Below are 13484 nucleotides of genomic sequence, written 5' to 3'. Positions count from 1 at the left end.
TATTCTTACACATGATAGGTTGAATAATTTTTGTATTTGTATATTAAGGAGGAGCAATCGTGAATTTTGAAGAATTAGCAAATGCTAGACGATCGGCGATAAAATTTTTAAAAGATATAGAAATTCCGGAAGAAGATTTTAAAAAAATATTTGAGCTTACAAAACTTTCACCTTCTTGTTATAACTTGCAACACGCACACTATATTGTAATTCGCAATCAAGAGCGTAAAGAAAAATTAAGAGAACTTGCTTTTGGACAATATAAAGTTTCAAGTGCATCAGCTGTTGTTATTGTATGTGGAGATAAGAAGGCATATCAAAACGTTGAAAATATTTATTTTGGCATGAAAGTGTTAAAGATGATTGACGAATGCGAGTATATAAATACTGTACAAAAAACGAAAGATTTATATGAAGGAAGAGGAGAGCGCTTTATGGAAGATGAAGCGATTCGTAATGCTTCATTAAGCGCAATGACCTTTATGTATGCGGCAAAATATTATGGGTATGATACATGCCCAATGATTGGATTTGATGAAGAAGCAATGAAAAAGGAATTAAATATTCCGAATCATTTGATGCCAATGCTTATGATTACAATGGGAAAAGCTGATACTAGTAAAGTAAGAGCACGTGGATATAGAAAACCAATTGGAGAATTTGTTACTTATGAATCGTTTTGATTCATAAGTAACTTGTTGTAGATTATAAAATATACATAATATGCATAGAAAATTTTTCGTATGTAATTGACAAAAGGGATGTTTCTGTATACGATATAAATCGTAATGATTACGTTTTAGTTGCGAACTTGAATCAGAAAGGAGGGTTACATATGCGTGTTAATATTACATTAGCTTGTACAGAATGCGGAGATCGTAATTATATTACAAAGAAAAATAAACGAAATAATCCGGAACGTATCGAATTAAAAAAATATTGTCCACGATTAAAGCGAGTAACATTGCATCGTGAAACGAAGTAAGGCAGCTAGAAAGATCTAGCTGTTTTTTTATAGATGTCCATTCCTTTTTATGGAATAATAAAAGGGATAGACATGGAATGGGAGAGGGTATGATGGAGGTAAACGATCAAAAAAGAAAAGAGCAAGTTGCACATATTATTGAAATTCCAGACGAATATGTGCTTGTTGTAGATGATGAAAAAATGAACGAAAAGGTACATCTCCTTTGGTGGGAGAAATGTGGTAAGCCTGAGGAAAGCATTCAAGTATGTTTGCGGAAAGAGGATGGGGAATTATTAGAATTATCTGTTCGTAAAGAAACAATGCAAAAACGAAACGGAATTGCGGAATCAAAAGCGAAGGAATTTGCAGATGCATTTATAAAAAAACATGCACCTTATATACATGAAGCGTGTAACTTTATATATGTAACTTCAAAAAAAGAGTGTATTGCCGTTGAATATAAACAAGAAGTACATGGATGCCCTTTACCTCGAACGGGTTGTGTAGTGGAAATAGATCTACTCGGAAATATTATCACATTTAGAAATGAAGGAATAAAAGAAAGACCAGCTTGGCCGAGTTCCATTATTAAGAAGGAAGTTATTTTAGACAAATTGCGAAAAAAACAGGAAGTGGAACTTGTTTTTGTACATCTTTCTCACGGATGGCTTGCATATGAGAATCGCGAAATGAAGGATGGATACAATCTTGTATACGAGCCGATTACAGCACATGCTTTTATAAATCCGTGTACAGGAGCAGACTTACATGATAGAAGTCATTATATCATTGAAACAGCCCCATTGCCGTCTTTGAAAGAAAAAGTGGAAGTGGCAACAGATATTTATAAACTACTGCATATAGATACGACAAAAATGAAAAAAGTACATGAAAAGACTGAAGGAAGAGAACTGACAAGTGTTTGGACAAAGTTGTCAACGGAAGAAAGGCAGCGAAAAGATAACGATAAATCTTTTGATACATATTGTAGACAACACATTCCTATCTTGCAGTATGAAGAGGCAACGACTATAACAATGGATCAAGAGACAAATCAATTGCTTACATACTGTAAGTGGGGAAAGACTGCGTGCGAAGAACCAATATTAACACGTGAGGAATGTTTGGAAAAAGCATTGCAATTTTTAGGGAAAGTGTTTCCAAATTTTGAAGAATACCTTCGTATTTGGAAGAACCAAGAGGATGATGAGGATCCAGGGCATTTTAATTTTTATGTGTATGTGAATGGGATTCGTATTGAAGGTGAGATGGTGAGAGTCGTTGTGGATGCATCATCAGGAGAAGTAGACATGTATCGTGGTGTATCGCAACAGGTAATTGAACAGCTACTCAGTTATGACACAAATGTAAAAGTGAATCAAGAAACAGCATTATCTACTTATTGTCAAGCACTTCACGTACGATTGAAATGGTTTGAAGAATGTGAGACAAATCCGCCTCAATATCAGCTTGTCTATGTGCAAACGACCGGGAACATGAGTGATGGATATGGTGCAGATTATGAAAATAGAAAAGAAATTCGCTATATTGACGCACATACAGGAGAAAAGATTTGGAGTAAGTAAGTTTACAAAAAAAGTCCACCGAGAACTCTTGATGGACTATTTGTATCTCTCTCAAATAGTAAGTGAATTGGTTTTAATGCAATTTAAGTATTCTTTTTTACAGCATATCATTATCCCCTACCGTAAAATCGTAAGCACGTTAATGTTCACCTTCTCCACGCACAGGCAATATGTTTTCATGATGAATTTTCATATTTCAATGGGTACAGACACAAACAACTTCACGCCCACATACATATAGTAAAGACCACTATTTTGGCGGGGGTGAAGGGGTTGAGTTTATTCGCCGCAATTGGATATATGGTTCGTGAAGTGTTTGTGTTTGTTTCTTATGTAAAAAACAATGCGTTTCCACAACCATTGTCACCAGATGACGAAAAAAAGTACTTAGAGTTAATGGAGCAAGGGGATGCTCAGGCGAGAAACTTATTGATTGAACATAACTTGCGGCTTGTGGCCCACATTGTTAAGAAATTTGAAAACACAGGTGAAGATGCAGAAGATTTAATTTCAATCGGCACGATCGGACTTATTAAGGCGATTGAAAGCTATTCAGCAGGAAAAGGAACAAAGCTTGCAACATATGCAGCACGCTGTATTGAAAATGAAATTTTAATGCATCTCCGCGTTTTGAAGAAAACGAAAAAGGATGTTTCACTTCATGACCCGATTGGGCAAGATAAAGAGGGGAATGAGTTATCAACTACACTTTATCCTGTTTTGAAAAATACTGTAGAATCAAGGTCTACAGGCTTACTTTGGTAACTTAGGATATAATGTCAAAGTAAAATCATCTTTATATTGATGCTTTTCTTTATTATAAACAGCTTTTTCAAGTACGGACTTGAGAAGGCTGTTTTTCTTTTTAGGGTCATCAGTTTTAGTGTACAAATCAAGCACTCTTTCAACTTGAGGGATAATATTTTCTTGCGCTTCCTCTCGTTGTAACTCACTATTAATGCTTTCTTTAACAGTATCAATATCTTGTTGTAATTTCTCAGTTTTTGCAGAAAGTGATTTAGAGCGATTTAAGAACATTTCATCAGTATAAATGCCGCGTTCAAGCAAATCAAATAACTTTTCTTTTTGTTTTTCTGTTTCGGTTAATTCTTTTTCAAGATTTTTTAACATTTGTCGATAAACATTTATTTGCTTTACTTCGCTTGATGCTTCTTCTGGTGTGTTTGCTTCGAAGTTAGCTTTGTATATTTCTAACCATTCAGCTAGTCCTTCTAAAATACGTTGTTCCACTAGCTCATAATTACTAGATTTATTATGACATCGTGTTTGGTTATAGCATTTTAAAGCGGGTTTTTGAGTTGTATATGGACGATATACCATAGATGCACCACATTTAGCGCATTTAACAATTCCAGCTAACGGACTTTTAACACCGTTAATTAATTGGTACGGAACATGGTAGCGACCTTTTAAAATAGCTTGTGCTTTTTCAAATAACTCTTCTGAAATAAGAGCTTCGTGTTTTCCATCCACTACAATCCATTCACTTGTATCTCGCGTTCGTGTATCTTTCACTTTTCCTGGTGTAGTAGATTTTTTTATTTCTTTCTTTTTCCATGTTACTTTCCCGCAATATACAATATTTTTAATAATTCCTAATACAGTCCAGTTACCCCACGTTTTTCCTTTCGCCGTTTTATATCCTAATGTATTTAATTTATTTGCAATCATGGAAGCACCAATTCTAATTTCTGGATCATCATGTGTGTACCATTCGAAAATTAATTTTACAACTTCAGCTTGTTCAGGATGTGGTTCTAATGTACGACCGTTCTTTATCTTTTTTATAACATAGCCATATGGTGGATTGGTACTGATATAATTACCAGCTTCTACAGAAGCAATACGGCCGCGTTGCATACGCCGTGTAATGATTTTTAACTCTTTACGCGCCATAAACGCTTCAAATTCACTGTATTCTTCGTCCCATTCGTCGTTAAGGTCATAAGTCTTCCTAGGTGTCATAATCTTTGTATTCGAGCGTTTGAACGTTTCTAAGATGATTCCTTGTTCTTTCATACCACCGCGACCTAAACGATCCATATCCATACAAAGAACAACATCATATTTGTTATTTTCTACATCTTGAAGAAGTTTCAGCATTTCAGGTCGATGAACAAGACTTTCACCAGATACGATTTCTTCATGTACAGCAATGATATTTAAGTTTTTTTCTTTTGCAACTTTTAGAAGTGCTGTTCTATGTTTAGCTAATGTTTCGCCTTCGCCGCGTTGTTCCGCTTCAATGTCAGCACGTGATTTACGTAAATAGATTGCTGTCTTCATAGCAATTCCTCCTTATTTAACATCCATTATACGAAAAGGAAATAGGATAAAGAAGTAAATGTAATAAATAGCAAAATAAAAACCCCTTTTTAGGAGTTTTTATTTTAGCCCAAATTGTGCTTTATTCATTAACTTATTATTTTGAAACATAAAGTTAGCGTTAGCACCTATAGAACCTTCGCCTTCCCATTTATACATAATTGTATAGAATTCAGTCCCTTTTTCTCCTGATTCAGATAAGATGGTTCCGTCACTTCCAATAATATCTTTTACTTGTTCATAAGTCATTCCATTTTGAATACGATTAAATTCTTCTTTCGAGACAGTATGTTTATTTTCAGACGCATGTGTACCTTTCACTTCTGGTTTCGAGCTGTTTGATTCCTGTATCGGAGATTCTATAGTACTCACCTTGGCTTGTTTGGTGTCACCCTCATTATCTATGAAATGTTTAGTGATATTAAATTTTACGTTATATTTTTTACGTTGGATAACATCTCTATCTTTATTTAGTTTTGCTATTTCAAATTTGAAATTCACCCAATCAGCAGACTCTAAATTTGTACTATTCGATATGAATGTTATTATGCCTTGTTTAGGATCATTTATTTTATCTCCAGGATTAAATAGAGAAGTTTTAATCATATTTGTATTAGAGTTTTGAGTTAAATTATGGTTATTATTAGTAGTTATCTCTAATTGAGTTGTGTTAAATACAAAAGTTGAAGAAGATTCATTATTGATAATAAATGCACTTCCAATAGCTCCTAAATAATTATTTTGATAAAGTTCACTTTTATTTGATAAAGAAAGAGGGTTTATTTTAAATTTAAAACCATCAAAATCATCTTCAAATATAGCATTATCATAGAATACCCATCTAGTTTCTTCAGAAGCACGATAAAGTCTAAAATCACCAGCATCAATAGTTTTTTCAACAGTTAAAACATCTTTGATAGAGTGATAATGTTCCTTATCGTCATCAAATTCCTTAATTCGATCTGGTTTTCCTATAACATTCTCCAAAGTGCGTATTTCTTTATCATAGTTTGGACATATATCTTTTGTTGGGGCGTGACCAATACCACCAACACAATACGATTGAATAATTACATTTCCTTTTCTTACTTGGTACTGTTTAATATTTAGTTTTTTAGATTGTTCAAATTCCGTATTGAAATTCTTTTCAGCTGTTTTACTATCTTCGTATTCGTCAATCATCATATTATTAGCAAATCCAGAAGTTTCAGTATTCTTTAATCTGATTGAGGAAAGTATATCTTTTTTTTCACCACGTTGTGTTCCGAGTTTTTCATCTAATTTATACCCCATTTTAGAAGCTTCAACTTTCGTAGCTATATCGTCAACAGTATATTTTTGCTCTTTAGTTAGCTGATAAACAACATTAATTGTTAGGATTGCTATTCCGATAACAATGGCTGATATAATTAAATATTTTTTTGAAATCTTCATGAATATAGCTCCTTTTTAGGTGATTGATATGTTTTTAAACGAGAAAATCCTCCTGGAACTCCATGAATTTCCGCTACTTCTTGCATTGAAAGACTTGTATTTTTATATTGTGAAATCATTTCATCAGTTAGTAATAGTTCAACAGCAAAAGTGTTCGCTTCAATTTCTAAGCGATCTACAGAATAAAATGTTTTCTTTCTCAAAAATGGAGTGTTTGATTTCGGATGTAATAAAGCATGCCCAAGTTCATGAGCACAAACAAAACGTTGAGTGATTTCGTCTATTTTATTATTAATATGAATAAATTTTAATCGTTTATAAGTGTTGTAAAAGCCAAGGGTATTCCCCAAGTCTTCATACAACACGATAATTTCTTTTTGCCTGGCGATTTCAAAAGGATTTGTTGTCTCGTATTTTTTCGTGATGTGTAGTACGAATTCTTTAATGTTCATCCCGATTAACTCCTTTTATTCTTTTCGATACTTTTTCGGAGTAAATTTTTGCTTAGCTAATTGTTTTGCCATACGCATTGAGTTTTCAAGAGAAATACGAATCATTTCTTTTGTATGTTCATCGATAGGTTCACCATCAAACATAAGAGCATCATCACTATTTTCTAGTTCTTCTAATGTTTTCTCTAAATCCTTTGCTATGTCGCGTTCTTCTTTTTCAGATAATGCAGGTAGTTCATTAATCGTCATTTCTTTTTTTTGAGTTCTACCTAACAAATAGTCAGTTGATACGTCAAAAAAATCGGCGATTTTCTCAAGTGTTTCATAATCAGGTTGTCTAAATCCTCTTTCATAATTAGATAAATTTTGATTAGGTATTTTTAATTTTTCAGCAAGCATTTTTTGTGTGAGTTTTTTACTTTCACGTAAAGAGCGTATTCTTAGCCCAAGAGTCATAAATTGTTCCTCCCTTCGATAAACTAATTGTATATTATTATTCAAAATGAATAAAATTTATATACGAAAAGTATAAAAATGTGTTGACTTATACGAAATGTATAATTATTATTAAAGTATGAGTTATACGAAACGTATAATAAAGGAGGTGGAGTTTTGAAAGTCCACGAAAAGATTAGATATATCCGTCAAAATAAAGGAATTACACAAGTTTATGTGGCGAAAAAACTAAATATCCCTGTTCAAACGTATAGCGGGTATGAGTTAGGAAGAAGACGGATTGATGTTGAATTGTTAAAGGAAATTGCAAAAGTTTTAGAAATTCCAATTGCAAATTTTTTTAAATAAAAAATATACGAAACGTATATTTTGCTGGAAGTAGGTGGAAAAATGTCAGCAATTCAAATGGCTGTACCAGTAGATCAGCAGCATACATATGTACAAAACACTTCAAGAGGTGACAGCATGAACCGTCAAGAAGAGTATGCGGCGACTTATCAATTTGGAAATACACAAGTAAATATTGTGGCCCCGCCACCTAAACCAAAAAAAGAGATAGATGCAATCATTCGTGAAATGCATTTAGCTGGTTGGGCCATTATTCGTGAAATGCAAGAAAAAAATGTTGAGAGTTAATTCCTCTCTTCTTACACAAAAAATAGACAAGTTATGTATGTACTAAATTCATTATAACTATTTGAAAACTTAATATGGAGGCGAACAAATATGCGAACAAGTATTTATTGTAATTCATCGATAAATACACTTTTACAAAATGCTAGAGAGTGTTGCGAAGATGCAACATTAAGAACAAAGAAAGGATTAGCTGAGTATTTAGGGATTACATATGAACGCTTAAAAAATATTGAATTAGGTTTTTCAAAACCACAATTCGAACTTGCGATGGATTGGTGCGATGCAACAGGAGCAAGGCTAAACAAGCAGGCCATTAAACACATTTACGGTGTAGGTTTGCCACCAACTGATCCACGCTTAACCAATGATGTTAATTTACAGCTTATGAACTATATTAAGCAAGCTGAAGAAGGAATTGCAGCCGCGAAGGAAATCATGAAGTTGCAAGTTACAACACGCTCATGGCAAATGGATGAAAAGAAGAAACATGAATATGCAGTTCATGCAAAAGAAATATTTGATACCATTCAAGCCACTCAATCCGTTGTACAAGCTTTAGAACAAGTTCATCTTGGCATTATGGAACAAATACAAAAGAGTTGGTTACAAAAAGCTATGTCTGAAAATGTTGTGATTCAAACGGTGGATAGTTTAGTTCATCTAACTAAAGCCTTATAAAGGAGTGGATAACATATGACAGTAGATTATAAAAATCCTAGTTTAGAAGAATATAAAGCATTGATTCGTCTCGATGCAAAGTTAACAGGTGAAATCAAAATAGCAAAAACATTTGGCGACAATAAGAAATTGAAAGAATCGATGAAAGAGAAGAAGTTAGTGGGAATTCGAATAAAAATTATTGAAGCGTCATTCGTTTTAAAACATAAATGGGCAAAAGAAAAAGCTACCGCCTAGGAAACAGTAGCTCTAACAAATAATCTAAAGTAATTATAACATTTCATTAATTGTTTGGACAAGCCCTGTGCTTGTCGTTATGACCAGAAAGGGTTGTTACCCCCATCCCCTTAAAAATGATTCCTTTCTGGTTGTAACGATGCGTACAGCATCAGTCTAAAAAGAAAAGAGGTGAGACCTATGAAAACTCAATATAATCGCCTAACAGATTTGGTTCTTCCTAAAGATGTTGAGCTTGCTAATGAGTTACATGATTGTATGGTAACTTGCTTGTATAACATGTTTAACGCTCAAACAAAAGAAGAAGCTGATCGCTGGGATAAAGAGTTAATTCGTTGTTCTAAAGATTTTATGAATCTTCGAGAAGCGAAAGAGGAACATGAAGTAGCAAATAGTTATCGCGTAATCATAACTGATTTTCGAGCGAGAGGAATTAATGCTTCATTAGTAACTCGAAAGAAATAAAAAATCTATCACTTGGCAGAGTGATAGATCAGTAAATGGCTTTTAAAAAATAGTTAAGGTAATTATACCAAATTGAAAGCCATATAACAATGGAGTGTGTTGCATGCTTTTAGATAAATCATTACATAGAGTGTTGCTGAATCCTAAGTTATTTCAGCAAGCGACATCAGAGCAACACCTAATTTACTTAGTTAAGCAATATCTCAAAACAGGATATAAGAATTATCGCTTATTACGTGTAGAGGACGGATTCGCGATATGTAAACGGGAGGATGAAGAATATGGCAGTTTATAGAATGGTTCAAGTTTCGTTTTGGGAGGATGGAAAAGTAGTTGAGGATATGACTCCTGAGGATAAACTCTTTAATCTTTACATTTTAACAAATCCTTCAACAAAGCAAATTGGAGTTTATCAAATTACAAAAAAGAAAATGGCTTTTGATTTAGGTTATTCGATTGAGGCAATCAATGCTATGTTAGATCGTTTTGAAAATCACCATAAGTTAATTAAATATAACTCAGAAACACGTGAATTGGCCATTGTTAACTGGGGGAAATACAATCTTAATCGCGGGGGGAAACCTGTTGAGGATTGTATTCGTAAAGAATTAAAAGAAGTACAGGATATTAGTCTTGTTCAATTAGTAACTCCACAAATAAAGAATGATAAATTACGTACTATTTTTGAAGAATTCATCGCTGATCACGATACGTCCGACGATACGTCAACGACAGGTGGACAAAAAGAAAAAAAAGAAGAAAAAGAAGAAGAACAACAACAAGAAGAACGCGCAGGCGCAGAAGAAGATGTTGAGGTTAATCCAATTTCTTTTTACGAGCAAAACTTCGGAGTTATTTCTCCTTTCATTGCAGAAGGAATTCTTGCATGGGTAGATGATTTAAATGCAGAGCTAGTTGTTAAGGCCATGGAAATTGCTTTAGAAAAAAATACAAGAAACATGTCTTATGTGAATTCAATTTTGAGAGATTGGAATGCGAAAGGCTTTAAAACAGTAACAGATGTTGAGGTAGCTGATAAAGAGTTTCGTGCTAAACGAACAGCACAAGTAAAACAACAGCCAGTACAGAAACCTGTCGCTATGTCTGAATCTACTAAACAAGTATTGCAACAACAAGAATCATGGCAGCAAAACATTCCTACTGACGAAGAACTTGCAGCGCTTAATCAACAGAATGGGTGGATGTATCAATGAGCAATGAAATCATTCGTAATGTAGAAGCGGAACAAAGCGTTTTAGGAAGCATTATCATCGAGGGTGACTTGATTAAAGATTGTCAGTTAAAGCCGAATCAATTTTCTCTCCCAACACATCAAGTTATTTTTAAAGCGATGAGAGAACTTGAAGATGCTGAAAGGCCGATAGATCTTGTTTCACTTGTTGCTGAATTTGATGATAGCTTTATAAATCAAATTGGGGGTATTCAGTTTTTCGTTAACTTAACAGAATCTGTTTCAACAACGAAAAACTTCTCATACCATGAGGGGTTAGTCATAGAAGCATGGAAAATGCGGCACGCTCAAGAGGTCGCTGGAAACTTATATAACCGACTTCAAAAGGATAAAGATATTAGCGCGATTAGTAAAACGATTGATGAATTAAGCGCGATTGAGGAAACTGGTTATGCTAATGACTTCGATTTAAAAGGCACTCTTGTAGATCTATATAAAAAAATGCAAATTGATGTTGGTGATTTAACAGGTATAAACACTGGATATAACGACTTGAATCGAATGACTTCTGGATTACAAACAGAAGACCTAATTATTGTCGGTGCACGCCCAGCAATGGGGAAAACAGCATTTGTACTAAACATTGCCTATCATGCAGCAAGTTCGAATGCAGCGGTTGGAATTTTTTCGCTAGAGATGGGAGAAGAACAATTGCTCAAGCGAATGATTTCTAGTGCTGGTAATGTTGATGCAACCAAAATGAAAAACCCTAAGAAACTGTGCAACATTAAGGACTGGGAAAATATCAGCCAAGCGATGGGATTGATTAACAATCTACCGCTTGAAATATACGATAAAGCGAATGTAACAATGCAAGAAATTTATGCAAAGACCAGAAAATTAAAGCGTAAACATCCAGATAAAAAGGTATTAATCGCGATTGATTATTTGCAGCTCATTGTTGGTGATCCAAAGCATAGAGGGAATCGTATGCAAGAGATTGGCGAGATTAGCCGGAAGTTGAAATTGATGGCCAGAGAACTGGATGTATGTGTGATTGCTTTATCACAGTTAAGTCGTGCCGTTGAAAGTAGACAAGATAAACGTCCTTTGTTATCTGATTTACGCGAGACAGGACAAATTGAGCAAGATGCTGATTTAATTGCATTCTTATATCGAGAAGATTATTACGATGCAGAAACGGCGAATAAAAACATAACTGAAATCATTTTAGCTAAACAAAGGAACGGTCCTGTTGGTACAGTTGAACTCGCATTTATTAAAGAGTTTAGCAAATTCATAAATTTAGAGAGAAGATATGATCATCAACAGGAGGCACGGTGATGTTATTAAGACAAGAAGTTGAACGACGAAAATTGCTCATTATTCGAAAGTTACTTAGTTTAGGACTCTCTGAAATAAATGGAAAAACATTAGACCAATTAACATTAACGCAACTTGAAGGAATTTTGAAAACAAGTTTGCAAGTGTTGGAGGGAAAAGTCGATGCCAAAGCAGTTAACAATATTTGATGTTGAACCAGTCATTGCATTTGATCCTAAGAAGGCACATATCCATCGGGTGAATTCTCAAATACGTTTTACTGATGTAGTGGTTCAAGTACCAAGACAAGCAAGGGCAGTTGATGAGTTAAAGCCTACTACGGCTCCCGATGACCGATATGAATTATTTGAAGGTTATGCAATTGGAATTTGGCGTTACAAAAGAGCGGAGGATAAGCAATTTGAATGGGAAGAAGCCGAGGAACTTTGTAAGCGAGCAAGGGATAATAAAGAGCCAATTCCAATACGTCTTCACTTATCTCTTGAACAATCATTTGTTCCAGAAAATGTTGTGCAATATTTATAAGCAAATAAAAAAAGCCGAGATCACTCTCGACTAAACTCGACCAGTTAATTATAACACATACGGGAGTGGTTTCGGTGGGAATTATCAAAGAAAATATTGCAGAAATGAAGGCTGAAATTTCTTTAGCAAAAAATATGATTTACGTTGTGAAAGATGGACAGATTCATCCGATTGAGCCACCAACAACTGGACATGGTGAGCAGTCGTTTGTATACAAAGGTGGAAAAGTAGCGCGTATGGATACACGAGAAAGTAAATTATTTCAATAAAGTTAGGGGAAGATACGAAATGCGTAAAAATACTATTAATTTATCAAGATTATTTCAAATGCAGAATGAATTAGATAAGCGAATTGTTAAGGAGCATGGATTAGAAGGTCAAAATTTATTACCAAAGAAGATTTTGGCCCTTCAAGTTGAACTTGGAGAACTTACTAATGAATGGCGTGGGTTTAAGTTTTGGAGTAAGCGAAAAAGTCCTGTTGAGCCAGAGTATAATTGGAAGCCCTCAGAAGACGGCGAAAACTTAATTAGCGATGGTATTAAATCATATCCATTATTGGATGAATATGTTGATTGTTTACATTTTATTTTATCAATTGGATTGGAAATTAGACAAAGCATATTACAATGCCATGCACTTGATATTTTGCAAGATGATTTACAAGAAGAATTTAAATTAAAGAAATCATCCGATGTTATTCAGCATTTAAACCAATTATTTTATACAGTATTTTGGACAGGACAAGACGATCACTACGAATATATAGAATTAATGGAAACTTTCCTAGGATTAGGTGAGATGCTAGGTTTCTCACTGTTAGAAATTGAACAGGCTTACATTAGCAAAAATGAAGTAAATCATCAACGCCAAGATAACGGTTATTGAGGTGATAAAAATGTTAGACGAAAAATATATTCTTGAATCTAAGGATAAGTTTGAGCGATCGCTTGCGGAACTAAAAGAAGGAATCGAAAAATTACAACAAGCTATGATGGCATTTGAAGAAGAGTTACAAGAATTTGAAAAGAAGACTTTCGAAAATAAATAATGTTATACAATTTGAATTTTGTATAAAACGAGGTGGATAGGGTGAATAAAAGAGACAGAATTACAAAGTTATCCGCAAATGCTCAAGTAGCTAAATCGTTAAGTGAATGCCAGCA

The 13484-nt window shown here is 34.1% G+C and carries 20 protein-coding genes and 1 pseudogene; 17 read left to right on the top strand and 4 right to left on the bottom strand.

Annotated features, from left to right (window positions below):
* The first annotated feature begins 56 nt into the window (after positions 1–56).
* The 4 genes and pseudogenes from MR058_RS19870 to sigK form a co-directional block, all read left to right on the top strand.
* A complete protein-coding gene (locus tag MR058_RS19870) occupies positions 57–683 on the top strand; it encodes a nitroreductase family protein (RefSeq protein WP_242145519.1) in 627 nt (208 codons plus the stop codon).
* Between the two features lie 152 nt (positions 684–835).
* Entirely contained in the window at positions 836–985 is a 150-nt protein-coding gene (gene rpmG, locus MR058_RS19865) for a 50S ribosomal protein L33 (protein ID WP_001265619.1), read from the top strand.
* A 92-nt stretch (positions 986–1077) separates the two neighbouring features.
* The gene (locus MR058_RS19860) at positions 1078–2553 is read left to right on the top strand and encodes a YcdB/YcdC domain-containing protein (RefSeq protein ID WP_242145483.1); all 1476 of its coding nucleotides are present in this window, start codon (positions 1078–1080) and stop codon (positions 2551–2553) included.
* 273 nt (positions 2554–2826) lie between these two features.
* Positions 2827–3291: pseudogene (sigK, locus tag MR058_RS19855) on the top strand (RNA polymerase sporulation sigma factor SigK); the annotation flags it as partial.
* 15 nt (positions 3292–3306) lie between these two features.
* On the opposite strand, the gene MR058_RS19850 reads toward sigK, so the two are convergent.
* The 4 genes from MR058_RS19850 to MR058_RS19835 all read right to left on the bottom strand — a co-directional run bounded on the left by MR058_RS19850 (position 3307) and on the right by MR058_RS19835 (position 7241).
* Positions 3307–4860: a recombinase family protein gene (locus tag MR058_RS19850; protein WP_242145482.1), complete on the bottom strand. Its 1554-nt coding sequence runs from the start codon at positions 4858–4860 to the stop codon at positions 3307–3309.
* A gap of 99 nt (positions 4861–4959) precedes the next feature.
* The gene (locus MR058_RS19845) at positions 4960–6333 is read right to left on the bottom strand and encodes a hypothetical protein (protein WP_242145481.1); all 1374 of its coding nucleotides are present in this window, start codon (positions 6331–6333) and stop codon (positions 4960–4962) included.
* On the bottom strand, positions 6330–6785 hold the full coding sequence (locus MR058_RS19840; protein WP_242145480.1) for an ImmA/IrrE family metallo-endopeptidase: 456 nt from the start codon (positions 6783–6785) through the stop codon (positions 6330–6332). Before MR058_RS19840 ends, MR058_RS19845 begins: the two co-directional genes overlap by 4 nt.
* A 15-nt stretch (positions 6786–6800) precedes the next feature.
* Positions 6801–7241: a helix-turn-helix domain-containing protein gene (locus MR058_RS19835; RefSeq protein ID WP_242145479.1), complete on the bottom strand. Its 441-nt coding sequence runs from the start codon at positions 7239–7241 to the stop codon at positions 6801–6803.
* A 156-nt stretch (positions 7242–7397) separates the two neighbouring features.
* On the opposite strand from MR058_RS19835, the gene MR058_RS19830 reads away from it, so the two are divergent.
* The 13 genes from MR058_RS19830 to MR058_RS19770 all read left to right on the top strand — a co-directional run bounded on the left by MR058_RS19830 (position 7398) and on the right by MR058_RS19770 (position 13369).
* Entirely contained in the window at positions 7398–7589 is a 192-nt protein-coding gene (locus MR058_RS19830) for a helix-turn-helix domain-containing protein (RefSeq protein ID WP_242145478.1), read from the top strand.
* A 42-nt stretch (positions 7590–7631) separates the two neighbouring features.
* Positions 7632–7877, top strand: coding sequence for a hypothetical protein (locus MR058_RS19825; RefSeq protein WP_210351814.1), 246 nt, complete (start codon positions 7632–7634; stop codon positions 7875–7877).
* A 90-nt stretch (positions 7878–7967) separates the two neighbouring features.
* Positions 7968–8555, top strand: coding sequence for a sporulation sigma factor-processing peptidase (locus MR058_RS19820; protein ID WP_210351813.1), 588 nt, complete (start codon positions 7968–7970; stop codon positions 8553–8555).
* Positions 8556–8570: 15 nt separating this feature from the next.
* The gene (locus MR058_RS19815; RefSeq protein WP_210351812.1) at positions 8571–8792 is read left to right on the top strand and encodes an RNA polymerase subunit sigma; all 222 of its coding nucleotides are present in this window, start codon (positions 8571–8573) and stop codon (positions 8790–8792) included.
* 180 nt (positions 8793–8972) lie between these two features.
* Positions 8973–9257, top strand: coding sequence for a hypothetical protein (locus MR058_RS19810; protein WP_210351811.1), 285 nt, complete (start codon positions 8973–8975; stop codon positions 9255–9257).
* A 103-nt stretch (positions 9258–9360) separates the two neighbouring features.
* Positions 9361–9552: a hypothetical protein gene (locus MR058_RS19805; RefSeq protein ID WP_242145477.1), complete on the top strand. Its 192-nt coding sequence runs from the start codon at positions 9361–9363 to the stop codon at positions 9550–9552.
* Positions 9539–10471 (top strand): DnaD domain-containing protein, encoded by a 933-nt coding sequence (locus MR058_RS19800; RefSeq protein WP_210351810.1) that lies wholly within the window; start codon positions 9539–9541, stop codon positions 10469–10471. Before MR058_RS19805 ends, MR058_RS19800 begins: the two co-directional genes overlap by 14 nt.
* Positions 10468–11793 carry a replicative DNA helicase gene (dnaB, locus tag MR058_RS19795; RefSeq protein WP_210351809.1) on the top strand — a complete coding sequence of 442 codons (1326 nt, stop codon included), beginning with the start codon at positions 10468–10470 and terminating at the stop codon, positions 11791–11793. The genes MR058_RS19800 and dnaB overlap by 4 nt, the downstream gene beginning before the upstream one ends.
* Complete coding sequence (locus MR058_RS19790) at positions 11793–11981, top strand: hypothetical protein (protein WP_210351808.1); 189 nt, start codon at positions 11793–11795, stop codon at positions 11979–11981. The genes dnaB and MR058_RS19790 overlap by 1 nt, the downstream gene beginning before the upstream one ends.
* Positions 11956–12318, top strand: a complete 363-nt coding sequence (locus MR058_RS19785) for a cell division protein SepF (protein WP_210351807.1) — start codon at positions 11956–11958, stop codon at positions 12316–12318. Before MR058_RS19790 ends, MR058_RS19785 begins: the two co-directional genes overlap by 26 nt.
* A gap of 74 nt (positions 12319–12392) precedes the next feature.
* Entirely contained in the window at positions 12393–12587 is a 195-nt protein-coding gene (locus MR058_RS19780; RefSeq protein ID WP_210351806.1) for a DUF3954 domain-containing protein, read from the top strand.
* 34 nt (positions 12588–12621) lie between these two features.
* On the top strand, positions 12622–13206 hold the full coding sequence (locus MR058_RS19775; RefSeq protein ID WP_210351995.1) for a dUTP diphosphatase: 585 nt from the start codon (positions 12622–12624) through the stop codon (positions 13204–13206).
* Between the two features lie 10 nt (positions 13207–13216).
* Positions 13217–13369: a hypothetical protein gene (locus MR058_RS19770; RefSeq protein WP_210351805.1), complete on the top strand. Its 153-nt coding sequence runs from the start codon at positions 13217–13219 to the stop codon at positions 13367–13369.
* The last annotated feature ends 115 nt before the right edge of the window (positions 13370–13484 follow it).

This window comes from Bacillus cereus group sp. BfR-BA-01430 (assembly GCF_022663115.1).
GTDB classification, from domain to species: Bacteria; Bacillota; Bacilli; order Bacillales; family Bacillaceae_G; genus Bacillus_A; species Bacillus_A cereus_BD.
This window is presented reverse-complemented; position numbering and strand designations above follow the sequence as displayed.

Coding starts and splice junctions, on each gene's coding strand:
- MR058_RS19860 (WP_242145483.1), top strand. CDS start 1,078: ATGGAGGTAAACGATCAAAAAAGAAAAGAGCAAGTTGCACATATTATT.
- MR058_RS19845 (WP_242145481.1), bottom strand. CDS start 6,333: ATGAAGATTTCAAAAAAATATTTAATTATATCAGCCATTGTTATCGGA.
- MR058_RS19785 (WP_210351807.1), top strand. CDS start 11,956: ATGCCAAAGCAGTTAACAATATTTGATGTTGAACCAGTCATTGCATTT.
- dnaB (WP_210351809.1), top strand. CDS start 10,468: ATGAGCAATGAAATCATTCGTAATGTAGAAGCGGAACAAAGCGTTTTA.
- MR058_RS19810 (WP_210351811.1), top strand. CDS start 8,973: ATGAAAACTCAATATAATCGCCTAACAGATTTGGTTCTTCCTAAAGAT.
- rpmG (WP_001265619.1), top strand. CDS start 836: ATGCGTGTTAATATTACATTAGCTTGTACAGAATGCGGAGATCGTAAT.
- MR058_RS19815 (WP_210351812.1), top strand. CDS start 8,571: ATGACAGTAGATTATAAAAATCCTAGTTTAGAAGAATATAAAGCATTG.
- MR058_RS19825 (WP_210351814.1), top strand. CDS start 7,632: ATGTCAGCAATTCAAATGGCTGTACCAGTAGATCAGCAGCATACATAT.
- MR058_RS19820 (WP_210351813.1), top strand. CDS start 7,968: ATGCGAACAAGTATTTATTGTAATTCATCGATAAATACACTTTTACAA.
- MR058_RS19840 (WP_242145480.1), bottom strand. CDS start 6,785: ATGAACATTAAAGAATTCGTACTACACATCACGAAAAAATACGAGACA.
- MR058_RS19790 (WP_210351808.1), top strand. CDS start 11,793: ATGTTATTAAGACAAGAAGTTGAACGACGAAAATTGCTCATTATTCGA.
- MR058_RS19835 (WP_242145479.1), bottom strand. CDS start 7,241: ATGACTCTTGGGCTAAGAATACGCTCTTTACGTGAAAGTAAAAAACTC.
- MR058_RS19770 (WP_210351805.1), top strand. CDS start 13,217: ATGTTAGACGAAAAATATATTCTTGAATCTAAGGATAAGTTTGAGCGA.
- MR058_RS19850 (WP_242145482.1), bottom strand. CDS start 4,860: ATGAAGACAGCAATCTATTTACGTAAATCACGTGCTGACATTGAAGCG.
- MR058_RS19805 (WP_242145477.1), top strand. CDS start 9,361: ATGCTTTTAGATAAATCATTACATAGAGTGTTGCTGAATCCTAAGTTA.
- MR058_RS19800 (WP_210351810.1), top strand. CDS start 9,539: ATGGCAGTTTATAGAATGGTTCAAGTTTCGTTTTGGGAGGATGGAAAA.